The sequence below is a fragment of the Fundidesulfovibrio putealis DSM 16056 genome, from assembly GCF_000429325.1.
GTDB lineage: Bacteria > Desulfobacterota > Desulfovibrionia > Desulfovibrionales > Desulfovibrionaceae > Fundidesulfovibrio > Fundidesulfovibrio putealis.
Genome location: NZ_AUBQ01000003.1, coordinates 203354 through 227034, shown reverse-complemented (window position 1 = coordinate 227034; position 23681 = coordinate 203354). Strand labels below are relative to the sequence as shown.

The following is a 23681-nucleotide window of genomic DNA, read 5'->3' as shown; positions in this document are numbered from 1 at the left end:
GGACCTCCAACTTCAGGAAGTGGACGCGCAGACTGGCGCAGCTATTTGACTTGCGCTGCGCTCCAGGTGCCTTTTTCAGTTCCCCAGCCGTTGGCAACCCACTCGCCGGATGCCTGTCCTGGCTGCACCGCGCCAGTCACGGCGCCTGTGAATTTCACGATGGAGATGTTGCCAGCCAGCTCGCAGTTCATGGCGCCGGTTTCGCAGTTGAAGGAACCGGTGAAAACGCCCTGGAGCCCGTCGGCGTTGGTCACCCTCCCTTCAACCCGGTCGCCGCTGACGATGAGGGATATGTCACCCTTGGTCCCGCCCGCGAACTTGCCCGAGTAGACACCCTCGAAGCGGGCGGCATGAGCCGCCGCCTGACGCTCTTCTTCTTTTTTCCGTTTGAGTTGCTCGTATTGGGCGAGGATGTCTTTTTCCTTCCGGTCCGCCTGTACCTTGGGAGCCCCGGCGGGCACACTCGGAGCGGCGTTCATTGCCGCCTTGTCCACGGAGTCGATGCGGGCCACGCACTGCTGGACCATCCTGAGGGTCACGGCGTCCAGGGGCAGGAGGTTGCTCTTCTGCTCGGTGGACCCGAGGAATCCTTTCAGCGTCCTTCGAACGTCCACTGTCTCATCGACCTCGCCCGTAAACACAGCCACGCCGGTCACGGCATCAATGACCGTGTAGCGCATTCCCATGCCCCATACGCTGGTTTCCTCGTCGGACTTGATGGAAGCAATGGCGGTTCCCGTAGCAGTGCCGATCTCCGCGCTGTCGGTGACCCCCGCCAGAATGCCTCCAACGAGGGCGCCAGCGAGGGCCCCGTCGAAGGACTTCCGGGATTGCGACAGCCGCTCCGCCTTGATCACATCGAAACGGACCAGAAACCGCGCGTTTGCGAATTTACCCTTGCGAAACAGCTTGAGCGCCTGGGGGTCGGCCATCTGGGCGGCAAGGGAAATCTCTTCCACGATGGCGTCGAGATTGGCTCGATCCAGGATGGGGAAACCGGCCTTTTCCATTTCCATCTCGCCAAAGTCCGCAATATTTCCATCCCCGATCTTCTGCCGGTAGAGAATATGCCCCGATTTCACCGAGCCGGGCAGGATGACCACCGCCGGTCCAGCCGTCTTGGCGTTGACGTATTCGATTGGTTGGTAGGCGACCTGGTCGGCCATCTCGTTGGCGGTCTGGGAAGCCTTCTTGCAGGACGAAAGCAGAAGGGTGAGGACAAGCAATACGATGAAGCCTTGGCGCGGGTTCATGGACGCTCCTTCTGTTTCGGGTCCGGGACTGATTCAACGCTACACGAAGAATGTTCCAGGTGTCCACGAATGGGTGCGGGGCGTCTTGCAAGGCGAAGCTTGTTGCTCTCAACCGGCAAACAGGCGGCAAACAAAAAAGGCCCCTGGGATGTCAAAACCCAGGAGCCTTCACCATTCGTGGCGCGCCAGGGAGGACTCGAACCCCCGACCGTCTGCTTAGAAGGCCCAAGCCACCCACATGAATTTCAACCAGTTAAGTTGATTATCAAGACACTTACGGACTCAGGGGACATCCAGACACCCCCTGAAATGTTTATCGCTTGGAATTGGGACTTACTAAGTCACTCTTGCCCTGCATAGCAGGCAACTCAATCCTCCCCCCGGTAGCAAGGGGTCAGGCCAACACGTCTAACACACTGAATTTACTCGCGTACAAGAGATGGAGGACTCATCTCCGGTAGCATGCTGTACTTGCATGCGTTTCAAGCCCAGCCAGACTCAAGTCCTTCCTCCGCCACTATTGGGTGGGAGTTTTGGGGCAATGTCCCGGAAATCCATTCCTTCTCCCCATGGACAATGGAGCGTCTCTTGTGTGTTTTCCTTGCTAAACACACGGGGCAGAGAAAGATGCTCGCCCTGGCCTGCCAATTATCAAGGAGCGCCCGAAAGAAGAGGCTACCCATGGAAACAACGGACGCCCGTGATCGAGCGGACATGCCGGAACCCGGTGACCACAAGCCAAACCGCTCCGGCATCGGCACCTGGGAACCTTGAGAACCTCATGACCACCATGGCTGAACCCGGCAACAGCACGCAGTGACTGCACACCCGAAAACAGACCCCACCAACCGCAACCAGCAGGAGAAGAGATGAGCAGCCTTACAAAAGCCAACGACGTCCTCGGCACCGTGAATAGGGGAAATATCGCTGAATCCGGGCTTTGCACCCTTTGCCGCGCGGATTGCCAAGGTAAATGCGAATGCTGGCTTTCCAGCCTCAAGGGTCGCGCCATGCTCTACCCTCGGGATTTTGGGATGGTGACGGCAGGCAGTGGAAACACCACCCACGTGGGGGTGAACTACAACGCGTTGCGCATCCAAGGGTACAACTACGGTGCGAAGGCTTTTGTCGAAGGCCGCACCAACAGCCCCGACGACTGCCTCTTCACTAACGTGAGCCTGGAAACATCCTTCGGCAAAGGGCACAAGGCCCGCCTCCCCCTAATGACTGGAGCTCTCGGCTCCACTTTCATCGCGGCCAAGTACTGGGATTCTTTCGCCGCAGGCTGCTCGCTTTCAGGCATCCCCATCGTCGTGGGTGAGAACGTGGTTGGCGTTGACCGAGAGTCCATCCTTTCCAACGGCAAGATATCCAAAGCCCCAGAACTGGATCGGCGCATCGCTGGCTACATGCGCTATTTCGACGGCTACGGGGCCATCATTGTTCAGCTCAACGTCGAGGACACCCGCAACGGCGTGGCCGAATACGTGATCGACAAGTACGGCGACAAGGTGATCATCGAACTGAAGTGGGGACAGGGCGCCAAAAACATCGGCGGGGAGATCGAGGTATCCAGCCTGGATTACGCCCTTTTCCTTAAGCGACGCGGTTACCTGGTGGATCCCGATCCGGAATTGGCCGAGGTGCGCGAAGGATACGAGTCTGGAGCTGTCAAAGGTTTTGCTCGGCATTCCAGGCTGGGCTACACAGACCTGGACTCCGAAGCCGCCGTGCGGGACAACTTCATGGCAAACGTCGCACACCTGCGCAAGCTGGGCTACACCAGCATTTCCCTCAAAACAGGCTCTTACGGCATGGAAGCCCTTGCCATGGCCATCCGCTACGCCACCGACTGCGAGTTGGACCTGCTGACCATCGACGGCTCCGGCGGCGGAACCGGCATGAGCCCCTGGAACATGATGGAAACCTGGGGTGTGCCCTCCATCCTGCTGCACGCAAAGGCCTACGAATACGCCTCGTTGCTGGCGTCCCGAGGCAAGAAAGTCGTAGACCTTTCTTTCGCTGGCGGTTTCGCTCGCGAGGATCATATCTTCAAGGCCATGGCCCTGGGCGCACCGTACGCTAAGTTGATCTGCATGGGCAGGGCGGTCATGATTCCGGGTTTCCTGGGTGCCAACATTGAGGGGGCTCTCAACCCGGAATCCCGGGACGCGGTCTGCGGCAACTGGGACGCCCTACCCAAAAGCGTGAAAGACATCGGCGCTTCGCCGGAGGAGATCTTCGCAGGCTGGGCATCCGTGAAGAAGAAGGTAGGGTTGGACGAAATGAAGCACGTGCCCTACGGCGCCGTTGCCATCTGTACCCTTATGGACAAATTGGGGGCAGGTATGCAGCAATTACTGGCAGGTGCTAGAAAGTTCTCGGTCTGCGAGATTGCTCGGGAGGACATCGCCTCGGCCAACCGCGAAACCGCTCTGGAAACCGGCATTCCCTTCATCACCAGTATCCAGGACGAATCCGCTCGCAGACTCCTTCTGGCCTAGAAACCGGTCGCTGGGGCGGTGCACAGCCGCCCCGGCTATTGTGGTACTTTCCGGTCCGCAGGTGTTGTCTTCCCTCCGAAAAAGCGCCACCATAAGACGTCATGAAAGCCGTTCGCCGAACGCACCTAGCCAGATCCCTCGCCAGGATCCGGACAAGGGTAAGGCATAGCCCATCCCGCGCCATAGGGCCGAGCGGCAGGCAGGGAATACTGGCCGCGCATGGCAAGACCCTACGTGCCCTGCGCGAGCGGGTTAAAGAACTCAACTGCCTCTACTCAATCACGCGCCTCTCACAGGATGAAGACATATCGACTACGGACCTGGTCAAAGGTATTGCGGAGGTGATCCGGTCGTCCTGGCAGCACCCTGAAGGAACCTGTGCGCTTGTGGCCGTGGACGGTGTGGAGCACAAGACCGCAGGCTACTCTCCCACTCCCTGGGTCCAGTCGTGTTCCGTGCGGGCGGGGGGGGAAGAGGCCGGGTTTGTCGAGGTCCGCTACCTGAAGCGATACCCCGACTGCGGGGAGGGACCGTTTCTCAAGGAAGAACGCCACCTCCTGAACGCTGTGGCCGACCTGCTGGGGCGGATAGTAGAGGCGAGACGGATAAAGACCCTTTTGCGCAGCCTGTCGAGCGAATTGATCAAGGCCCAGGAGAACGAGCGCCAGCGCATCGCGCGCGACCTGCACGACAAGGCGGCCCAGGATCTGTCCCTGATCAAAATGGAGCTTGAATCCCTGCTTGCTAGGTTCGGTTCCCTTTCCGCTGAGGCATCCGCGCAGATAGGGCGACTGCTCCAACAGACAGGGGCGGTGATTGGCGAAATACGCCACCTGGCCTATTCCCTCCTGCCACCGGCGCTGGAGCCGCTCGGTCTGCCTTCGGCGACGTACCGTCTCTGCCAGGATTTCGCCTCACGCCACGGTGTGGAGATGGATTTCTCTTGCGAGGGCATGAGCCCGGTCCGGCTGAGTTTTGATACGCAGATCAATCTCTACCGCATCCTGCAGGAATCCCTTGCGAACATCCGCAAGCACTCCGATGCTCGTGCAGTGCGCGTGCGGCTGATTGCATCGCACCCGTCCGTGATACTGCGGGTTGAAGACAACGGCCGGGGCTTCGAGCCCCAAGCCACGCTACCGTTCTCATGCGATCAGGGCATGGGACTTGTCGGCATGAGGGAGAGAGCTCGGCTGATCGGTGCGACCTTGACCATCCGCTCTGCGCCTGGGTCAGGAACCCGACTCATGGTTGAAGTACCCGTGCAAACGGAAGGTGCGCAATGAATACTCCAACCACGCTTCTCATCGTGGACGACCACCCTCTTTTTCGCATGGGTGTAAGAGCCATGGTGGATGCGTCGGCGAATTTTTGCACGGTCGGGGAAGCCGGCTCTGCTGATGAAGCAAGGAAACTGGCCGCACAGTTGCAGCCGGAGTTCATACTGATGGATCTGTCCCTGCCGGATGTTCATGGTATGGAACTTATTATTGAGATGAAATCGCTGTATCCCCGCACCACCTGCATAGTACTCAGCATGCACTCCTCAATGGACATGGTTGCGGCAAGTTTCAGGGCAGGGGCGATGGGGTATGTTGTAAAAGGTTCAGTCGGGGAACGCCTGATCCAGGCGTTGGAGGCAGTAAGGCGTGGGGAGCAATACCTCGACTGCTCGATTTCCCCGCAGGTGATACGAAAACTCCTGGACTATTCGGAACGCCTGAACAGCACCCAAGGTTCCTCCTATGATGCACTCACGCGACGGGAGCAGCAAATCCTGAGACTCCTGGCGGAGGGTGAGAAACCAATAACCATTGCCGGACGGCTCTTCATCACGCGAAAAACGGTAGAGAACCACAGGGCCAACATCATGGCCAAACTAGGGCTTAAATCACCGCTTGATCTGGTCCGTTACGCCATGCGTAAAGGGCTCATAGACACCGATGATGCGGACCAGGCGCGTTGACCACCTGACCTGCACGAGAGGCCGAACAAGCACCCTCCATTTATTAACACTCTCTGCAACCCTTTTCATCGTCCGCCGCCAACACTTTCGCAGTTCAGCATCTCGCGCGCCTTCCAAATGTTATCCAGAATTCCCTCGTGTTTTCGGGTGGTTGGCCACAAGATTCTCCAGGCAGGTAATCCAACATAAAAAAGGGGTCAGGCCAACAGGCCTAACCCCTTGAAAATATGGCGCGCCAGGGAGGACTCGAACCCCGACCGTCTGCTTAGAAGCAAGGATACTGGCCGCTTATCCATTGAAATCATTGCGCAAATAAAACCATGCACGTTCGAACCCCGGGAAAAGCAGACTCCCATTTGGCCATAGCGGTTCTCCAAAAGTTAGCCGACACAGGTGATCAGATGGGGGGCATATGACGAGAAAAAGGCAGTACCTGATCCAACCAAGCTCCCCTGAACCCCATGGAGCATGGCCCCTGACAAAATATACTGATTTCATTAGATAAATTTCAAAAAAGATAACAGTGTTTGGACATTTCCGGGGATTCCATTGGAGCAAACTGTTATCCAGGTGAAGTGGGGATAGCCACGTAATCCTATTCAGGCCACATATTCCGAGCGCATTATAGTATCTTCGCAGAATGATTCAGCACTTGGAAAACAGACGTCCGGGATCGTGGTACACCCAAAATTTGTCCTCGGTGGCGTTGCCGATGAGAGTGAGGTCATAACGCATGGCTGTTTCCACGGCATGGCTGGTGGCCACTGCTATGGACGCGTACACACCGATTCCGGCCCGGACGGCCTTGTGAACGATTTCCGAGGCGATGCGTCCTGTGGACACGATCATTTTGTCCTGCAACGGGATTGCCTCCATCAGACATTGGCCCACGATGGTGTCGATGGCGTTGTGCCTGCCGATGTCCGAGCGGAAGATGAGCATATTTTCCGGAGTGCACAGCGAGGAATTGTGGCAGCCGCGAGTCAGGCGGTAGAGGCTGGAGCGGGTGTGGAGTGCACGCACCATGTCCAGTATATTTGCCGGCCGGATGAATGGTTTTGGCGGCACTGGGATATTGGCCAACCTGGGATTGCCGGAGGTCTCATCCGCTTGTCCTTGCGTCAGGATATCCCGCCCCATGCCGGAGGTGAGACTTACCCCAAGGAGTTTAATCGGGGTGCCCTTGATCTCCACACAGACCACGATACCCCCGGTATCTTCAGTGACGATCATGGAAACGATGTCGTCCGCGTGTTCAATCAGGCCAGAACCGAAAAGGTAGCCGGCCACCAGGAACCTCGGCTGCATGCCGGTGCACTGCAGTGAGATCACTTCCTGGCCGTTGACCACTATGCGTAGGGGAAGCTCCCGGATGGCCTTCACCTCGGCGGCGCTGAAAGCCCCGTCGCGGTATTCAAGGATGTCAAAGGGGATGTTGGGGTCCATACCTTTCCGCTTGAAGTTGTCGATTGAAGTGCACAAGGTCTTGGAGTACCAGTATAATCATTTTTTCGGCGCGCCAAGGCCGGGAAACTGCAACGCTCCGACCCGGCGGGGGGGATATGAAGCGCGGCATCCATCCGGAACTCATCGAACTGGCAGCCGAGGCGGCGGGCCTCGAGACGTCGCTTTCACGCCGGGGCTTCCTCATGTTTTCGGCCTGCGCCGTGGGGAGCATCGCCGCCCTGGGTCTGTGCGAGGCTTTCGGTGCCAACGCGCCGCTGGTGATCCTGGACAACGCCAAAGGCCTGATACTGGCCGATCCCACCCGCTGCGTGGGTTGCCAGCGCTGCGAGCTGGCCTGCACGGAGTTTAACGATGGCCGCGCCCAGCCCTCGCTGTCCCGCATCAAGATCGACCGGTCCTTGAACTTCGGCCCCGAAGGCCCGACCGGAGGCTCGCGCATGCAGGGAGCCTGGGGCAACGGGTTGGTGGTCCAGGGCGTGTGCCGCCAGTGCCCGCACCCGGTGCCCTGCGCCACGGCCTGCCCCCAGGACGCCATCACCGACGACCCGAAAACCGGGGCCAGGGTGGTGAACGCGGACGTGTGCGTGGGCTGCCGCCTGTGCCAGCGGGCATGCCCCTGGGGCGTTATCTCCTTTGACGAAGAGCGCCAGAAATCCTCCAAGTGTTTTTTGTGCAACGGCAAACCCAAGTGCGTGGAAGCCTGTCCGGCCCAGGCCCTGCGCTACGTGCCCTGGCGCGACCTCACCCGCGAGGGCGCGAATGAGAGGATTTTGTTGTCCGTCATCCCGGTGGAAAAAGCCAAGGCCTGCGCCGAGTGCCATGTTCCGTCCGGAAGGAACCCGGCCTCGAAGTAACGAATCTCCAAGGAGCCAATATGTCCGCTACCGCCGGGGGCTTTGCCGGGAAGGTGCTGCGGGTTGATCTGTCCACGGGAAAGATCAGCACCCAGGACACAGTGGAAAAATACGGGGACGTGCTCGGCGGCACAGGTCTCGGATACAGGGTGCTCTGTGATGAGGTTCCGGCCGGAACCGGCCCCTTCGCCCCTGCCAACAAGCTGGTCTTCGCCACGGGCGTGCTGGCCGGAACGGGCGTGCCTTGCAACGGGCGCACGGCCGTCACCACCATCTTTCCCACGGTCTGGCCCAAACCCCTGGTGGGCTCAGGGCACATGGGCGGGCAGTTCGCGGCCAAGCTCAAATACGCCGGGTATGACGCCATAATAGTGGAAGGCCGGGCCGACAGGCCGGTGTGGCTTTTCATACGCAATTCCCGGGTGGAGATTCGCGATGCTTCGCACCTCTGGGGAACGGGCATCCGGCGGGCCACCCTGGAGATCAGCCAGGAGATGGGCGCGGACTGCGTGGTCGCGGCCATCGGCCAGGCTGGCGAGAAGCTTGCTCCCATGGCCATAGTGGCCAACTCCGTGTCGCATTCCGCTGGCGGCGTGGGCGGGGTGATGGGGTCCAAGAACCTGAAGGCCATCGGGGTGCAGGGCAGCGGCGCGGTGCTCATCGCTGGGGATAAGGCGGAATGGGAGAAGCTGGTCAAGTTCCACCTGTCGATCCTTGGCGCCAACAACCAGCACGTGGTGCCGAGTTTTCCCACCCCCCAGTCCGAGTACTACAATCCGGGTTCGCGCTGGGTGGGCGAACCCGGCAAGCGCTGGGGAGCGGCTGATCCGCCCATCGAGATCACCGGCAACATCTACGACTTAAACCGCATCGCCTTTCGGACCAACAGCGCGGCATTTTTCCTGGGCGACAACGCCTGGAAGCACACGGTTCGGGGCAACGGCTGCACGGCCTGCCCCATCCGCTGCCACACCATCGTCAAGGTTCCCTCGGTGGCGGCCAAATACGGCATCAAGGAAATTGGGCAGAACACCTGTACAGGGCTCCTGTTCGGGCGGAGCTTCTTCAAGAAACTTCCCGGCGGGCTCAAGGGCCAGACCGCCCTGGAAGCCTGCATGGTGGGCATGCACTTGGCCGACGATCTGGGGCTGTGGTGCAACTACGGCCAGTTGCAGCGCGACCTCATTAAGCTTTACTCCGACGGTCTTCTCAAGGCCAAGATCGGCTCGGACGAGTACGCCTCCATCCCCTGGGACAAATTCGAGAGCGGCGACCCGGCCTTCCTGTTCGACATCATCCCCCGCATAGCGGAGCGCCAGGGGGAGCTCGGCCACGTGCTGAGCCTTGGCTCGGGGGGCATTTTCTCCAAGTGGGCCATCCCCGAGGAAACCTGGACCAAGGACCACGCCACGCTCTACTGGAAGATGGGCCACCCCAAACACCACGCCAACGAGGACGACGGCCAGTGCGGAGTGATAATAAACACCCAGTACAACCGTGATGCCCAGTGCCATTCCCATTGCAACTTCGTGCGCAACGGCCTGCCCCTGGCGGTGCAGAAGAAACTGGCAGCCGAGATATGGGGCTCACCGGACGCCGTGGACGCGGCCGGGGACTACACGCCCATGAACGCGGCCAAGGCCAGACGGGCCAGGTGGTCTCTGATGCGCAAGGAACTCCATGACTCACTTGGGCTGTGCAACTGGATGGGGCCCTGGGTTGCGTCGCCGCTCAAGGAGCGCGGCTACTCGGGCGACGACAGCCTGGAATCGAGATTCTACAGCCTGGCCACGGGCAAGAAGACGGACCGCGTAGAACTTGACCTGGTCGGTGAGCGTATTTTCACTCTTCATCGGGCCCTGACCATCCGGGACATGGGACGGGCGGACATGCGCGCGGCGCACGATCTGGTGCCCGAATGGGCCTACCACGACAAGGGCGATACGCCCCCCTTCACCAAGGGCACCATCCGCATGGAGCAGGCCGACATCGCCCGGGCCATGGATATGTTCTACGAGGTCATGGGCTGGGATATGGTTCTTGGTGCGCCCACCATGGAAAGCTACGCCCGGTTGGGGCTTGCGGATGTGGGTAAAGGGCTGCAGGCCGCTAAGCTTACTCCGGGCAGCACGGGGGAAATCGATGGGAGCAAGGGATGAGCCCCACGAAAGACGCTAAGCTGTCTCAAACCATCACTGAGGCTGAGTCAGTACGAGCCGCTCATGAAGCGGCGTTGGGACAGGCCGCGATTGAGGCGGTTCTCCAGGCCAGCCGAGAAGTGCGGCTGGTAACCTTGGACGATGTGAGGGAGAGGATCGCGGGTGGGGAGGCTGGACGTGCTCAAGAGAATCCGGAGGCAATCGCCATGGTCTTGTCGGCAAGCCCCGAGGTCGCATCGTTCACGGGCCTTTCCGGCCGGACCCTCTACCACGCCCCGGACCTGCTCAGCAGGACCTACGCCCTCATCCTGGACCGCAAAGGAGCCCCTATCGAGCTCATGGCCCAGGAAATCAGGACTAATTGCCGGGACTACCCAAGACCCGTGCCGGTGGAACTGTTCGAAGCTCCGCCGTTCGAACTTTCACCGGAAGAGATCGAGTCAGTCCTAAAAGCATTGGCATCCAGCCCGGGATGCATGGATATCACCTTTACCACGGCGTCTACCGGAGCCGTCTACCTGTTCTCCACTCTTCACATGGACCGCGAATACGCGACCTTTTTAGCGGAGCGGGCTGAAACCCTGGCCATGAATCCATAAAAGAATCACGGGGCAGTGTTTTGATGTAATCCTTTCAGCCACATGCTCCCAAAGTTCAGGGTCTAACGCCTTCTGCCGCAAGGCCCTGTTATCTTTGGTGGAGGCGATGAGGATCGAACTCACGACCTCAGCGTTGCGAACGCTGCGGCCTGCCTCATGGCGGAATTCCCAGACATCATCATCCTTACCGTCAGCGGTCTTCAACCGTTGGCCGGCATCAATAAGCCATTTAATGTGTGCTGATGTCCAGGGCATTCGGGCATGAGGTAAGCCAACTAAAAAAGGGGTCAGGCCAACAGGCCTAACCCCTTGAAAATCTGGCGCGCCAGGGAGGACTCGAACCCCCGACCGTCTGCTTAGAAGGCAGATGCTCTATCCACCTGAGCTACTGGCGCGCGGCCAATTCCTCTACGCGCTGCCTCCTTCCCGGTCAAGGACCGGTCACTCGCCTTGACAGAACCCCGCCTCCAGGCCCAAGAAAAACCATGCGCCCAACCCCGGAGGCCCCATGAAGCTCAACGTGCTCGGCTGTTCAGGCTCGGATCTCCCCGGGCATCACCTGACGTCCTTTCTCGTGAACGAGCACATCCTCCTGGACGCCGGTTCCGTCACGTCCAACCTGTCCCTGGACGAGCAGGCCGCGATCACCGACATCTTCGTCACCCATGCGCACCTGGACCACATCAAGGACATCCTCTTTCTCGCGGACAACCTGATCGAGTTCTTCGGGCACCACACCCGCCCGCCCGTGAACATCCATGGCCTGCCCGAGGTGCTGGAGGCCATCTCCACCCACCTGCTGAACGACACCATCTGGCCGGATTTCACCGTCATCCCGGCCAACTCCCCGGTGTTGACGTACATGCCCATGCCCGCGCGCAACCCGGTCAGCGTGGGAGGCGTCAAAGTCGCCGCCTGCCCGGTGAATCACGCCAAGTGCGCCAGCGGCTTCGTGCTCTGGGGGCAGGACGAGGGCGAGGCCCTGGCCTACACCGGCGACACCGGTCCAAGCCCCGAATGGTGGGATTTCCTGGCAACCATGCCCGTCACAGTGAAGAACGTCATCACCGAGGCCTCCTTCCCCAACCACCTGGAAGAGCTGGCCACAATCTCCAAACACCTGACGCCAAAGCTGCTGCGCCGCGAACTGGAGCGGCTGCCCTACCGGCCCAAGGTGTACATCTACCACATGAAGGCCCCCTTCTCCGAACAGATCCAGGAAGAGCTGCACCTGGCCATGGACGGGTACTCCTACCACCTGCTGCGCGAGGGAGAGACCTTCGATTTCTAGATTCTCCGGCTTCGACGCCTTCCAAACCTACCTGGACGAGCTGGGCATGCACCACATGGACCTGGGGCTGCACCGGGTCCATTCGGCCCTGGCCGCCCTTGATCTTGCACACCTGCCCTTCCCGTGCGCCCAGATCGTGGGCACCAACGGCAAAGGCTCCACCTCCACCTTCCTGGCCGAAGTACTCACCGCCTCCGGGGTGCGCACGGGCCTGTTCACCTCGCCGCATTTTTTGAGCCCGCGCGAGCGCATCCTGGTGGACGGCCGTCAGCTTCCGGAGTCCGACTGGCTGACTGCCGCCGAGGCGGTGCTGCGTGTGTCGGAGGATGTCTCCCCGGCGCGGCGGCTCACCTATTTCGAGCTGGTCACGGTGATGGCCGCATGGCTTTTCCGGGAATACGGCTGCGAGGCCGCCGTGATCGAGGCAGGCCTCGGCGGCGCGCACGACGCCACCACCGCCCTGGCTCACGACCTGACCGTGTACACGCCCATCGGCCTGGACCATGAGCGCGTCATCGGCCCGACGCTCGCCGACATCGCCCGCGACAAGGCCGGGGCCATGCGGGAGGGCGTCCCGGCGGTGAGCGCGCGGCAGGAGCCGCTGGCCCTGGACATTCTGACGGGCATGGCCAGACGCGTTGGCGCGCCATTTTTCCTGGCGGACGACGTTGCCGCCGAAGTCGGGAAGTCCTGGCCGCACAAGCCCGTCATGCTTGGGCCGCATCAGGCCGACAACCTGCGTCTGGCCCTGGCCGCGCACCACCTGCTGGCTGCGCGCTGCGGCTTGCCGCAGGACGCAGCAACCATGGAACGCGCCGCGCGCACGGCGTTCATCCCCGGCAGGCTCCAACTGGTCCCGGGCGCACACGGCCAACCGAGCATATTTCTAGACGGCGCGCACAACGAATCCGGACTGCAAAGCCTGAACGCTGCGCTGCGCGACCTGGACATCCGCCCAAGCGCGATGATCTTCGCCTGTCTGGCAGACAAGGACTTTACGGCCATGCTCCCGCTGGTGCGCTCGCTCTCGGACGGTCCGGTGTACGTGCCGGGCCTGGACGTGCAGGGGCGCGAGATGGACCCAGGCGAACTGGCCCGCCTGATCGGCCCAACGGCCCTGCCCGTGGCGGACATGGCCGAGGCCCTGCGCCGCGTGGCTGGACTTGAGGGCACGGTGCTCATCTGCGGATCGCTGTACCTGCTGGCCGAGGCCTTCAGGCTGCACCCGAAGTGGCTGGACAAGCCCGCCTCGTCGTAAGTTCAGAACCGGCCAGCTCGATTCTTCTCTCTTTTTACGATTCTTTTCCCACATAGCGCTATATGGGGTGAAATAATATTTCGCCTGCATAGAATTCGGGGACCTTGGCCGGAAAGCCAGGGAATACACCACCTCCAAGGAGGACTCCCGAATGCCTTACTTCACTCCGCCCGGACCCGGCCACCAACCCTTTGAGGCCGTTCTGGCCCAACTCACAATGCGTCCCGGCATGATCGAACACCTGGAAGGCATCGACCTGGACGGCGACGGCATCCCGGACCTGCCCCTGGGCCAGCCGTCACCGCAAATGCTCGCGCATCCCATGGGCCGAATGCAGTGGCAGGCCATGATGCAGGACCGCCAGAACACGATGCGGGCCGCGCATCAGCGCCACACCCAGCGCAAGGAAATCAACAACCAGGTGCTGCTGGCGCATCTTCAGGCCAATGATCCGCTGTTCATGCAGGTGCACGCCAAGGTCGGCGAGTTCGTGCGCACCTTGTCCCCCAAACTGCAACGCCCCTTCTTGCGGGCAGTGGAAGAGACCCCAGGCGCGTATCTCGACCTCTACAAGGAGATGCGTGATCTGGTGAAGATTTCCCTTCGCCTGGGCGGGCATGGCGCGCGCCGATCAGGTCCTCGTGATCAGCGAGATGTGGACCAAAGCGGCGATGAAGGGCAGTCCGTTGCGGTGCGCTCGGCTGAACGCGCAGCCCTGGTGAAACGCGTGAAGGCCGGAGGCGCACGCGAAGGCGACCTGCTGCGGTATCTGGAACTCTGCGGAGTGTAAGAGCCGCGAACTGATCAGGACACGGGCCGGGCGAGTCCCGGCCCCGACACACCACACACAAGCCCACAGGAGGAAACCATGGGCCTTGAATTCGACGATACGAACGGCATCACCCAAAGGACGGATTTCACCGGACAGGACCAAGCGGCAAGCGACCCTGGCCCCGCACCCGTAAGCGAAAACAGCAACCAATCCGATGGCTGGGCTACCGGACAGAGCCAGGACATCGGTGATATGTTCCATCGATTTTCGCCGCAGCAGCAGTTGATGGCCAGCAAGATCGGACTCTTTGGGAACAGGAATTTGCCCAAGGATGCGTCCGGGAGAATGAGCTACAACGCGTTCACCGACTCCTATGGATCATCTGGCGGCTCCGGCATGTCTCTAGCAACCACGCAGAGCAATGAGCTTCAACTCCGTCCGCCGCTGAAGGAGAGGCTGGGGTTCGATGCTGAAAAGGTTATGGTTGAGGAAGGCAACAAGAAAGGAGTCAGCTATGAGCCGACGTTGAACGAACGTTTGACCGGCGCGTTCCAGTACAATGTCCGAGGGAACAAAACAGCTGAAGAACATCGGGCGGAAATCGTAGCACCTTTCGAGGAGATCGGTAAATTTGCCAAAGATCCGATAGACTACCTTACGCCACCGAGCATCCGCAAAGCGCAAGAATCCTGGGGAGGAAGACAGGAGATTCCGCCCTCTGCGAATAATGTGTTGGGGTATGGTGTCGGAGCTGGACTTAACAAGGGTATTAACATGAAACTCCCATCCGCTTCGGTGGGTTCCTTTGGACCTGCGTTTCCAGTACAAGCAATGGCATCTCTTGATGACCTTGCTGAAAACATCCTTGGCAAACCGTATTGGCATCGGGAAAACCCCGAAGTGAATGAACGTTAGCGGCTTGAGAACACCGATTAGGCAAGGGCATGTTGGGCGGGGTCATCTCCATCGCCCAACATGCCTATATTGACTACACCGCACAAAATAGATAATATAAAGCAAAGAGCTAAAATTCCAATCCGTTGCGAAAGGGGAATTGCGAAACCATGACCACCCATAGCTCAAGGGACATAGCCCAGACTTCTTTAACCACTATCATGGAAAGGTGCTCAAGAGCAAACGACCCCATCAATCTACCACGTACAACACCAATTCTTCCCTGCTATAAATTACAAGCTGGATGCGAATATGAAACAAGCTAAAGATAAACACGCAACAAATGACAGCAAAGACAACAGCCATCACCTATGGAACATCATACTCGTTGTGGCATCCCCACTATATATCGCATATTTAATCGCAAACGCACTCGGGATATTCGACATTATCAAGCTCTTCTTTAATTAATACTACCACAAATAGCACAATGCTTAAAAACGATGCTCTAGCAACGATCAAACTCCTTGCCGTACTTCTCTTCGCCATCATTTCAATCACTGCATTCATCTTCTATGACATTTGCAGCAATGACACATTTTCAACAACCTACTCTCCGTCCGGAAAACTCAAGGTCGTTGTGACTGAAAGAGACTGCGGGGCGACAACTTCATACAACTATATACTCACTATCGGAAAATACGATCAATCCTTCTTCCTCACAAAAGCAGCCTGGGTTTACGGCGCTCTTCGTAACGATAAAGAACGCGGGGTGGACCTTCATTGGGCCTCGGAATCCGAGGTCCTGGTCAGGTTTCACAGTTCAAAACTCCAGAAAATCGAGCAGAATCCGGTTGTCATTGGCGATAAACGTATCAAAGTCACGTTCATTGAAGGCGACCTGCCCTCAACACCCTGATTCGCTGCGGCAGCGTCACCCCGACTCCGCATTGTTCCTGAATCATTCCCATCCCGGAACGTCCATCCAAATCTCCAGCGTGGCACGCCCCCCCCCGCTCCCCCCTCCCCCCATCCGATTGCCTTCCCCCCTGTTGTGGGCTAGCTTTCGGCATCTTCTTGGAGGGATAGCCCGCGTGAACCACCTGTTCCGGCTCCTGCCGTCCATGGACCGCGTCCTGGCCCATCTGGAATCCGGCCCGCACATGGCAGACTTCGCCCACGTCCCGCGCCCCCTGGTGCGCGAGGCCGCCCAGGCCTTCCTGGACGGACTGCGCGAGGAGATAAAGGCCGGACTCGTGGCCGACGAAGCGTCTCTCTCCTGGGACACGCTGGCCTCGCGCATTGCCTGCTTCGCACGCAGCTTCGTTCGCCCGCGCTTTCGCCGCGTGCTGAACGCCACGGGCGTGGTGGTGCACACCAACCTGGGCCGCTCCGTGCTGCCTGAATCCGCCGTGACCGCTGTCATCGACGCCTGCCGCCACTACTCTAACCTGGAGTTCGATCTCGCAACCGGCCAGCGCGGCAGCCGCCATAGCCTGGTGGAGTCGCTGCTGTGCCAGCTCACCGGGGCCGAGGCGGCCATCGCGGTCAACAACAACGCCGCAGCCGTGTTCCTGGTGCTGGAGAGCCTGTGCAAGGGCCGCGAGGTGGTGGTGTCGCGCGGGCAGTTGGTGGAGATCGGCGGGTCCTTCCGGGTGCCGGAGGTCATGGCCAAGAGCGGGGCCATCCTGCGCGAAGTGGGAGCCACCAACCGCACCCACCTGCGCGACTACGAGGCGGCCATCGGGCCGGATACCGCCGCGCTCATGCGCGTGCACACCTCGAATTTCCGCATGATCGGATTTACCAAGGAAGTCGGGCTGGACGAACTCTGCGCCCTGGGACGCGAGCGCGCCCTGCCCGTCATCGAAGACCTGGGCAGCGGCACGCTCTACGATTTCGCCCAGGCCGGGCTGCCCGGCGAACCCACGGTGCGAGACGTCGTGGCCGCAGGGGCGGACGTAGTCACCTTCAGCGGCGACAAGATGCTGGGCGGGCCGCAGGCGGGCGTCATCATCGGCAAACGCGAACACCTGGACGTCATCCGCAAGAACCAGCTGGCCCGGGCGCTGCGCCTGGACAAGATGACCCTGGCCGCCCTGGAGGCCGTGCTTCGCCTGTACCTGGACCCGGCAATCGCGCGCCGCGAGATCCCCACCCTGGCCATGATCTGCGCAACGCCCAAGGAACTGGCCGACAAGGCCCGGCGTCTGGCCCGCACGCTCAAACGAAGCGTGGGCGCTCACTTCGAGGTGTCGGTGCGTCCGGGGGCGTCGCGCGTGGGCGGCGGCGCATTTCCCGAGCGCGATTTGCCTACGTCGCTGGTATGCTTATATCCTCTGGATGCGTCGCTCAAAGTGGACGACCTGCGCGAGCGCCTGCTGCACACCGACCCGCCCCTGGTGGGCCGCGTGGAAGACGGGCGCTTCTGCCTGGACCCGCGCACGCTGACCATCCCTGAATTCACGCTGGCCGCCTCGGCACTGGCCTTGGCCGCGTCCGGCAATCACTGTTAAGGAGACACGATGAACTGTCTGGAACACGATTCGAAGAGCTGCTGGGACGTCTATTCCTCCGCTGAAGACCTCGCCGCCATGGACGAACTGGCCAACCGCTATGTCTCGTTCCTCACCGAGTGCAAGACCGAGCGCGAGACCATAGCCTACGTGCGCGAGCGCCTGCTCAAGGCCGGTTTCGTGGAGAGCGTGGACCACGCCTTCACCGCAGACGCCTGTTTCAAGTCCTTCAAGGGCAAGACCATCTTCATCGCGCGCAAGGGCAAGCGCCCCCTGTCCGAGGGCTTCCGGCTGCTTGGCGCGCACGCCGACACCCCCCGCCTGGACCTCAAGCAGCGCCCCATCTACGAGGACTGCAACGTCTCCCAGGCCAAGACCCACTACTACGGCGGCATCCGCAAGCACCAGTGGATGGCCCGCCCCCTGGCCCTGCACGGCGTGGTGGCCAAGACCGACGGCAGCGTGGTGGACATCGTCATCGGCGAAAAGCCCGAGGACCCGGTGTTCACCATCCCGGACCTGCTGCCCCACCTGGCCTCCAAGCAGATGGACCTGAAGCTCTCCGAGGCCTTCGAGGGCGAGAAGCTGAACATCATCATGGGCCACGCGCCTGCTCCCGAAGAAATCGAGGCCAAGAAGACCGGCGCGAAGACCTGCGTGAAGAACCGCGTGCTCACCCTCCTGAACGAGCGCTACGGCATCCACGAGACCGACCTCTATTCCGCCGAGATCCAGGCCGTACCGGCTGGCCCGGCCCGCTTCGTGGGCCTGGACGGGTCCATGATCGGAGGCTTCGGCCACGACGACCGTTTGTGCGTGTTCTCCGGGTTCGAGGCGCTCCTGACCGCCGAGCAGCCCGAGCACACCCAGATCGTGCTCTTCTGGGACAAGGAGGAGATCGGCTCCGAGGGTTCCACCGGGGCGCGCTCCAAGTTCTTCGAATATTGCCTCCAGGACCTGATCGACGCCTGGGAGCCGAAAGCGCGGCTGTCGCGCGTGCTGGACGCCTCCAAGGCCGTGTCCGCCGACGTGAACGCCGCCCTGGACCCCGACTACCAGGACGTGCACGAAAAAATGAACGCCTGCCTGCTGGGCCACGGCCCCACGTTCAACAAGTTCACCGGCCACCGGGGCAAGGTGGGCGCGAGCGACGCCGATTTCGGCTACGTGGCCTGGATTCGCGGCGTGATGGACAAGGCCGGGGTGCCCTGGCAGATGGCGGAGCTCGGCAAGGTGGACCTGGGCGGCGGCGGCACGGTAGCCAAGTTCCTGGCCGTCTACGGCATGGACATCATCGATTTCGGCCCGCCGGTGCTCTCCATGCACAGCCCCTTCGAGCTGTGCTCCAAGGCGGACCTGTACGCCTCGGTCAAGGCATACAAGGCATTCCTGGAGAGCTAGCGAGAAAGATGAGGAATTTCTTGGCCGCCAGGCCTTGAGGTTCTTTATTTTCCGTTTGTCATACCGGACCAGGGGTTTGTGGATGTATTCCACGGCCCCTGTTTCTTTGTGACCGTTGGGTGTTCGATGTCCCCACGATCCGCGTAATTCGACAAGGAAGACGCAGACTCGATGATCCTGGTGCGCTCCGCATGAGCGGGGGAAACAGCCGAAGGTTGATCCCCGGAGTGACCGGACTGACAGGCATGTTTATTGACAACAGTTGACGGTTTGCCCCACGACGACTAGGAAACACGTATGTGCCCAGCCCCCTTGCCAGACACGCACGAGGTCATCAACGAGCTCATGAGAATGGCCGCTTCTCGCCCCCTCTACCCGCTCGAGCTGATGAAACTCAAGAAAGCGGCTGACTTGTTGCTCCCCAAAGAGCCTCATATCGCCAGGTCAGCCTATGGCGTCATTGCATGCCTCAAGGGCGACGAGGCGACCATGCGGCGAGAGCATGAGATGTCTATCAAACTCCAGCCATGGGACTCAAACATGCACAGGAACTATGGCCGCTCGCTGTATGAACACGGCCATGTACAGGAATCGATCCCATATATGGTTCGCGCAGTGGAACTCGCCCCGGAAGACCTTCCCTCGTTGGATTCCCTTCTCAAGTACGCTTACGCCGCGGGCGACACGGTCGTGCTGGATGCCTGGCTCCCGGAGTTCGCCAAGCGTACCGGGGTTGATCATGTCGTAAGAGAATACCTTCGTGAGGACCTTGAAGACGTCGAGCTCCTTGACCAAGTCAAGGTGGAAGACGAACCCAATGTCGCCTGGGAAACCTTGAAGGCGGAACTCGGACTGTAGGGATGCCGTATAAAGTCGAATTTTCGCCTCTTGCCGCGCGGCAGTTGAAGAAACTGAGTCGGCCCTTTCAAGAGCAGGTCGCATCGATCGTAAAAATACTCGCCGATGACCCCAGGCCTCGGGGCTCCATAAAGCTGACCGGCAGGCCTGAGTACCGCGTCCGTTCCGGAAATCTCCGGGTCTTGTATCGCATCAACGACGGAGCATTGATCGTCGAGATCATGACGGTGGCGGATCGGAAAGAGGCATATTGAGCCTTCCCCCGAGGACCTTTTCTTTTTTTCCGTCTCGAAGTGCCCGCCTGCGGCGCTGCCTGATCTCACGCAAGCCCGCGCCCCTTTACAGACCGGCCCCATCCGGCGATAGTCGCCCTGTGGACGCGCTCAAACGCGCGCCGCCATCACATCCCGGGAGACACGCATGCCGGTCATCATGGGTACGGCCGGTCACATCGACCACGGCAAGACCACCCTCGTCAAAGCACTCACAGGCGTCGACTGCGACCGCCTGGCCGAAGAGAAAAAACGCGGCATCACCATCGAGCTGGGGTTTGCCTTCATGGACCTGGACCAGGGCAAACGCGTGGGCGTGGTGGACGTGCCCGGCCACGAGCGCTTCGTGAAGAACATGGTGGCCGGAGCCGCCGGGATCGACTTCGTGGTGCTTGTGATCGCGGCGGACGAGGGCGTGATGCCCCAGACCCGCGAACACCTGGAGATCTGCACGCTGCTCGGCATCAAGGCGGGCGTTGTGGCCCTGACCAAGCTGGACTCGGTGGACGAGGACTGGCTGGCCCTGGTCACAGAAGACGTCAAAGCCTTCCTGGCTCCCACCTTCCTGGCCGAAGCCCCCATCATCCCGGTGTCCGCCCACACCGGCGCGGGCCTGGACGCGCTGAAGGCCGAAATCTCCCGGCTGGCCGACGAATTTCGCCCAAGGCGCCGTTCCGACCTGGCGCGCCTGCCCATCGACCGCGTGTTCACCATGAAGGGCCACGGCACTGTTGTGACCGGCACCCTGATCGCCGGACAGCTCAAGGCCGGAGACGAGGCCGTGCTCTACCCGTCGGGCCGCTCCACCAAGGTGCGCAGCCTCCAGGTGCACGGCGGCTCCGCCGAGCTGGCCCAGGGCGGACAGCGCACCGCCGCCAACATCATGGGCCTGGAGGTGGAGGAGATGGAGCGCGGCGAGGTGCTGGCCCACCCCGGCACGCTGTTTCCCTCGCTGGCCTGGAACATGGAGGTGACCTGTCTGCCCTCCTCCCCCAGGGCTTTGCGGCACCGGGGCGAGGTCCATTTTCACCACGGCACGCGCGAAGTCATGGCCCGGCTGTATTTCCTGGACCGCGACAAGCTCGAGCCCGGACAGAGCGCCCTGTGCCAGGCGCGCTTCGAATCGCCCCTGGCCGGGGTCAGCGGCGACCGCTGCGTCATGCGGGCCTTCTCGCCGCTGCGCACCGTGGCGGGCGGGGTGATCCTGTCGCCGCTTGGGGGGCGCATCAAGCGAAACGGCCCGGAGCTTGCCGATCTGGCCGCGCTGGCGGAGCTTGCGTCGCAGCCGAGCCCCGACCCTGCCGAGCGGGTGCGCCTGCACCTGAAGCTCAAGGGTCGCGCCGGGGCCAGCTTTGCGGAGCTCATGGTGCTGACGGGCCTGGACAGCCGCGACCTGGAGAAGACCCTCCAGGGTTTTTCCGGCAAGGGGCTGGCCAGCCTCTGGGACCGCGAGGCGCGCCAGTGGATTTCCGGAGCAGTGCTGGAAGAGCTGGGCGCGGGGCTCCTCACCCACCTGGAGGCCTTCCACAAGCGCGAGCCGCTCAAGCAGGGCGTCACGCGCGGGGAGCTCGGCTCCACGTGGGGGCGCGCCCTGCCGGGAAAACTCATGCACTTCCTGGCGGAGCGCCTGCTCAAATCCGGCAAGCTGGCCCAGGAGCAGGAGCTCTTGCGCCTGCCCGGCCACTCCGTGAGCCTGGGCGTGGACCAGGCGGATCTTCGCCAGCGCATGGTCGGCGTGTACGAGTCCGGCGGCCTGACCCCCCCCAACTACAAGGACGTGCTGGAACAGCTCGGCGTCTCGCCCAAGGAGGCCCAGCCGGTGTACAAGCTGCTCCAGGACCAGGGGATCGTGTCGCGCATCAAGGAAGACATGTACTTCGCCACCAGCGCCCTGGACGGACTGAAGGCCACGGTGCAGGAGTACTTCTCCACGAAAAAGGAGCTCGGCCCGCAGGATTTCCGCGAGCTTACCGGCCTGTCGCGCAAATTCGCCATCCCTCTGCTGGAGTACCTGGACAAGGAGAAACTCACCATGCGCGTAGGGGACACGCGCATGTCCCGGAGCCGCTGAGGCTGCGCATGCTTCGCGAAGCAGCGCTCCGGCCGGACCTGGAACACACCGAGCATCAGCACTTGATTTTTTCCCCCATGGGGCTAAACCTCCCTGGCGCTACATGCCCCTAACGGGCGCAACCCCTCTCAAGGAGTCAACCATGGCCCGCAAAGCCTTGCTTATCGCCCTCGCCCTGACCCTCGCCCTGGCAGGCGCTGCCCACGCCCAGAAGAGCGCGGACAAGAAGCCCGCGTCCCTGTCCTCGGCGCCATCCGCCGCTGCCGCCGGGCACGCCACCGTGACCAACTTCGGCCAGCGCTGGACCGCCATGACCGACAAGGAGCGCGACACCTTCCTGGAAGGCATGACCACTGCCGTCCGACTGGTCTGCACCAACGCCGTATTCGGCCAGGAGACCAAGCCCGTGGACATGCAGGCAGCCAACAAGAGCTTCATGGAGTGCTTTGCGGGAATGTTCCCGTACAAGCCCAGCGACATCAAGTCGGCCATGACCAGCCTGTACCAGGACAAGAACAACAACATCGTCCCCTACGACATCATGTACGGCATGTCGCTGCTCAAGGTGAAGGGCGATCCCTACGAGGACAATCTGGTCAGGCTGCGCCAGGACCTCGCCAAGCGCAAGTAACCCGGCACGACGCATGAGCGCCCTGAACCTGAAGCTGGGACAGTCCCTGGGGATTCGCCCGGAGGGGGAGGGGCCTGCGCCCGTTCTGGCGGGCGGCGGCTTCGAGGTGTTTTTCTTCTACAGCGGAATCTCGCAGGAGGAGGTGGAGGGGTTCGCCTCCGGCGCTCTCTCCTGCGGGGTCTACGTGGAGGACGCCATCCCGGTGCTGGTGCTGGACATCGACGGGTTCGGCGGCCTGGAAGTGGCCTTCAATATCTACGCCGAGCCCGAAGACAAGCGCCGCGCCTTCTTCGAATCGAACCCCTGGCAGGGCGAGGCGCACCTGGTGCTGTGCGGCCATCCGGATTCGGTGGTGCGGGCCGTTCGCACCATCCGGCCCGGCGCGCTCATGATCGCCGAGATCAAGAAAGCCTGCCTGGACCAGCTGAGCCTGTACCGCGACATGACCCACTGTTTCCGGGCCATGGGCAAGCTCTACGACGCAATCAGCCCGGAAGAGATGCGGGACCGCACCCTGATGCGCCCGGCCTGAGCGGGACGGCGTGAAAAAAGTGGCCGCCCCGATTTCCGGACGGCCACTCAGCTTCCGTCGAGCGGCTAATTCCCGCCGTAGGCCTTCTGCTGCTCCACCAGCGCCTCGCGCATGGAGTCCAGGTTCACCTTCGCGTCTTCGGCGGCCCTGATCAGCTCGTCGAAACGAGCCTTGTACTCGGGCGACTTCTTATCCATGGGGCCGTTTTCCAGAACCCGCACCTGATCCAGCGCGGCTCGGTAGACCTGGCGCTCCTCGCGGATGGCCTTCTCGATCTGCTCGGGGGTCATGGTGGTGTAGGCCTGCTTGTCGGCCAGGGCCACGCCCGAAGCAAGGACGGCCAGAAGCGCCGTCAACGCAATGATTCGAAATAGTTCACGCAT

The 23681-nt window shown here is 61.3% G+C and carries 21 protein-coding genes and 1 tRNA gene; 18 read left to right on the top strand and 4 right to left on the bottom strand.

Features of this window, described 5'->3' with window-relative positions; genetic code table 11:
• Positions 1 to 41: 41 nt before the first annotated feature.
• A complete protein-coding gene (locus G453_RS25825; protein ID WP_051271350.1) occupies positions 42 to 1253 on the bottom strand; it encodes a hypothetical protein in 1212 nt (403 codons plus the stop codon).
• An 869-nt stretch (positions 1254 to 2122) separates the two neighbouring features.
• Here G453_RS25825 and G453_RS0101180 point away from each other — a divergent pair.
• The 3 genes from G453_RS0101180 to G453_RS0101170 all read left to right on the top strand — a co-directional run bounded on the left by G453_RS0101180 (position 2123) and on the right by G453_RS0101170 (position 5723).
• Entirely contained in the window at positions 2123 to 3757 is a 1635-nt protein-coding gene (locus G453_RS0101180; RefSeq protein ID WP_027189561.1) for a glutamate synthase-related protein, read from the top strand.
• Positions 3758 to 4143: 386 nt separating this feature from the next.
• The gene (locus G453_RS21665) at positions 4144 to 5043 is read left to right on the top strand and encodes a sensor histidine kinase (RefSeq protein WP_169725270.1); all 900 of its coding nucleotides are present in this window, start codon (positions 4144 to 4146) and stop codon (positions 5041 to 5043) included.
• Positions 5040 to 5723, top strand: coding sequence for a response regulator (locus tag G453_RS0101170; protein WP_027189560.1), 684 nt, complete (start codon positions 5040 to 5042; stop codon positions 5721 to 5723). The genes G453_RS21665 and G453_RS0101170 overlap by 4 nt, the downstream gene beginning before the upstream one ends.
• Positions 5724 to 6368: 645 nt before the next feature.
• On the opposite strand, the gene fdhD is transcribed toward G453_RS0101170, so the two are convergent.
• Positions 6369 to 7169 carry a formate dehydrogenase accessory sulfurtransferase FdhD gene (gene fdhD, locus G453_RS0101165; RefSeq protein WP_027189559.1) on the bottom strand — a complete coding sequence of 267 codons (801 nt, stop codon included), beginning with the start codon at positions 7167 to 7169 and terminating at the stop codon, positions 6369 to 6371.
• Positions 7170 to 7285: 116 nt separating this feature from the next.
• Here fdhD and G453_RS0101160 point away from each other — a divergent pair, with 116 nt between their 5' ends.
• The 3 genes from G453_RS0101160 (at position 7286) to G453_RS0101150 (ending at position 10802) form a co-directional block, all read left to right on the top strand.
• Entirely contained in the window at positions 7286 to 8044 is a 759-nt protein-coding gene (locus G453_RS0101160) for a 4Fe-4S dicluster domain-containing protein (RefSeq protein WP_027189558.1), read from the top strand.
• A 20-nt stretch (positions 8045 to 8064) separates the two neighbouring features.
• Entirely contained in the window at positions 8065 to 10203 is a 2139-nt protein-coding gene (locus G453_RS0101155) for an aldehyde ferredoxin oxidoreductase (RefSeq protein WP_027189557.1), read from the top strand.
• Between the two features lie 206 nt (positions 10204 to 10409).
• A complete protein-coding gene (locus G453_RS0101150) occupies positions 10410 to 10802 on the top strand; it encodes a hypothetical protein (RefSeq protein WP_235731660.1) in 393 nt (130 codons plus the stop codon).
• Between the two features lie 318 nt (positions 10803 to 11120).
• Here the strand turns inward: G453_RS0101150 and G453_RS0101140 are convergent.
• A tRNA-Arg gene (locus G453_RS0101140) sits at positions 11121 to 11197 on the bottom strand.
• A gap of 113 nt (positions 11198 to 11310) precedes the next feature.
• On the opposite strand from G453_RS0101140, the gene G453_RS0101135 reads away from it, so the two are divergent.
• From G453_RS0101135 to G453_RS0101075, 12 genes are all read left to right on the top strand, one after another.
• Complete coding sequence (locus G453_RS0101135) at positions 11311 to 12093, top strand: 3',5'-cyclic-nucleotide phosphodiesterase (RefSeq protein WP_027189555.1); 783 nt, start codon at positions 11311 to 11313, stop codon at positions 12091 to 12093.
• 46 nt (positions 12094 to 12139) lie between these two features.
• Positions 12140 to 13351 (top strand): bifunctional folylpolyglutamate synthase/dihydrofolate synthase, encoded by a 1212-nt coding sequence (locus G453_RS0101130; RefSeq protein WP_084502020.1) that lies wholly within the window; start codon positions 12140 to 12142, stop codon positions 13349 to 13351.
• A gap of 151 nt (positions 13352 to 13502) precedes the next feature.
• Complete coding sequence (locus G453_RS0101125; protein WP_027189553.1) at positions 13503 to 14141, top strand: hypothetical protein; 639 nt, start codon at positions 13503 to 13505, stop codon at positions 14139 to 14141.
• Positions 14142 to 14219: 78 nt separating this feature from the next.
• Complete coding sequence (locus tag G453_RS0101120; RefSeq protein ID WP_027189552.1) at positions 14220 to 15038, top strand: hypothetical protein; 819 nt, start codon at positions 14220 to 14222, stop codon at positions 15036 to 15038.
• 469 nt (positions 15039 to 15507) lie between these two features.
• Positions 15508 to 15936 (top strand): hypothetical protein, encoded by a 429-nt coding sequence (locus tag G453_RS0101110; protein ID WP_027189551.1) that lies wholly within the window; start codon positions 15508 to 15510, stop codon positions 15934 to 15936.
• Positions 15937 to 16111: 175 nt separating this feature from the next.
• Positions 16112 to 17533: an L-seryl-tRNA(Sec) selenium transferase gene (gene selA / locus G453_RS0101105; protein ID WP_027189550.1), complete on the top strand. Its 1422-nt coding sequence runs from the start codon at positions 16112 to 16114 to the stop codon at positions 17531 to 17533.
• A 9-nt stretch (positions 17534 to 17542) separates the two neighbouring features.
• Positions 17543 to 18934 (top strand): aminopeptidase, encoded by a 1392-nt coding sequence (locus tag G453_RS0101100; RefSeq protein WP_027189549.1) that lies wholly within the window; start codon positions 17543 to 17545, stop codon positions 18932 to 18934.
• 297 nt (positions 18935 to 19231) lie between these two features.
• Complete coding sequence (locus G453_RS0101095; RefSeq protein WP_027189548.1) at positions 19232 to 19792, top strand: hypothetical protein; 561 nt, start codon at positions 19232 to 19234, stop codon at positions 19790 to 19792.
• A gap of 2 nt (positions 19793 to 19794) precedes the next feature.
• A complete protein-coding gene (locus G453_RS0101090; RefSeq protein ID WP_027189547.1) occupies positions 19795 to 20046 on the top strand; it encodes a type II toxin-antitoxin system RelE family toxin in 252 nt (83 codons plus the stop codon).
• A 166-nt stretch (positions 20047 to 20212) separates the two neighbouring features.
• Positions 20213 to 22135 (top strand): selenocysteine-specific translation elongation factor, encoded by a 1923-nt coding sequence (gene selB, locus G453_RS0101085; RefSeq protein WP_027189546.1) that lies wholly within the window; start codon positions 20213 to 20215, stop codon positions 22133 to 22135.
• Between the two features lie 142 nt (positions 22136 to 22277).
• The gene (locus G453_RS0101080; RefSeq protein WP_027189545.1) at positions 22278 to 22766 is read left to right on the top strand and encodes a hypothetical protein; all 489 of its coding nucleotides are present in this window, start codon (positions 22278 to 22280) and stop codon (positions 22764 to 22766) included.
• A gap of 13 nt (positions 22767 to 22779) precedes the next feature.
• The gene (locus tag G453_RS0101075; RefSeq protein ID WP_027189544.1) at positions 22780 to 23298 is read left to right on the top strand and encodes a hypothetical protein; all 519 of its coding nucleotides are present in this window, start codon (positions 22780 to 22782) and stop codon (positions 23296 to 23298) included.
• 65 nt (positions 23299 to 23363) lie between these two features.
• Here G453_RS0101075 and G453_RS0101070 read toward each other — a convergent pair whose 3' ends face one another.
• Entirely contained in the window at positions 23364 to 23681 is a 318-nt protein-coding gene (locus G453_RS0101070; protein ID WP_156920748.1) for a hypothetical protein, read from the bottom strand.

What these genes read in the sequence shown, in the direction of transcription:
- G453_RS25825 (WP_051271350.1), bottom strand. Translation starts at nt 1,253, where the DNA reads ATGAACCCGCGCCAAGGCTTCATCGTATTGCTTGTCCTCACCCTTCTG.
- G453_RS0101180 (WP_027189561.1), top strand. Translation starts at nt 2,123, where the DNA reads ATGAGCAGCCTTACAAAAGCCAACGACGTCCTCGGCACCGTGAATAGG.
- G453_RS0101170 (WP_027189560.1), top strand. Translation starts at nt 5,040, where the DNA reads ATGAATACTCCAACCACGCTTCTCATCGTGGACGACCACCCTCTTTTT.
- fdhD (WP_027189559.1), bottom strand. Translation starts at nt 7,169, where the DNA reads ATGGACCCCAACATCCCCTTTGACATCCTTGAATACCGCGACGGGGCT.
- G453_RS0101160 (WP_027189558.1), top strand. Translation starts at nt 7,286, where the DNA reads ATGAAGCGCGGCATCCATCCGGAACTCATCGAACTGGCAGCCGAGGCG.
- G453_RS0101155 (WP_027189557.1), top strand. Translation starts at nt 8,065, where the DNA reads ATGTCCGCTACCGCCGGGGGCTTTGCCGGGAAGGTGCTGCGGGTTGAT.
- G453_RS0101150 (WP_235731660.1), top strand. Translation starts at nt 10,410, where the DNA reads ATGGTCTTGTCGGCAAGCCCCGAGGTCGCATCGTTCACGGGCCTTTCC.
- G453_RS0101135 (WP_027189555.1), top strand. Translation starts at nt 11,311, where the DNA reads ATGAAGCTCAACGTGCTCGGCTGTTCAGGCTCGGATCTCCCCGGGCAT.
- G453_RS0101130 (WP_084502020.1), top strand. Translation starts at nt 12,140, where the DNA reads ATGCACCACATGGACCTGGGGCTGCACCGGGTCCATTCGGCCCTGGCC.
- G453_RS0101125 (WP_027189553.1), top strand. Translation starts at nt 13,503, where the DNA reads ATGCCTTACTTCACTCCGCCCGGACCCGGCCACCAACCCTTTGAGGCC.
- G453_RS0101120 (WP_027189552.1), top strand. Translation starts at nt 14,220, where the DNA reads ATGGGCCTTGAATTCGACGATACGAACGGCATCACCCAAAGGACGGAT.
- G453_RS0101110 (WP_027189551.1), top strand. Translation starts at nt 15,508, where the DNA reads ATGCTTAAAAACGATGCTCTAGCAACGATCAAACTCCTTGCCGTACTT.
- G453_RS0101100 (WP_027189549.1), top strand. Translation starts at nt 17,543, where the DNA reads ATGAACTGTCTGGAACACGATTCGAAGAGCTGCTGGGACGTCTATTCC.
- G453_RS0101095 (WP_027189548.1), top strand. Translation starts at nt 19,232, where the DNA reads ATGTGCCCAGCCCCCTTGCCAGACACGCACGAGGTCATCAACGAGCTC.
- G453_RS0101090 (WP_027189547.1), top strand. Translation starts at nt 19,795, where the DNA reads ATGCCGTATAAAGTCGAATTTTCGCCTCTTGCCGCGCGGCAGTTGAAG.
- selB (WP_027189546.1), top strand. Translation starts at nt 20,213, where the DNA reads ATGCCGGTCATCATGGGTACGGCCGGTCACATCGACCACGGCAAGACC.
- G453_RS0101080 (WP_027189545.1), top strand. Translation starts at nt 22,278, where the DNA reads ATGGCCCGCAAAGCCTTGCTTATCGCCCTCGCCCTGACCCTCGCCCTG.
- G453_RS0101075 (WP_027189544.1), top strand. Translation starts at nt 22,780, where the DNA reads ATGAGCGCCCTGAACCTGAAGCTGGGACAGTCCCTGGGGATTCGCCCG.
- G453_RS0101070 (WP_156920748.1), bottom strand. Translation starts at nt 23,681, where the DNA reads ATGCGTGAACTATTTCGAATCATTGCGTTGACGGCGCTTCTGGCCGTC.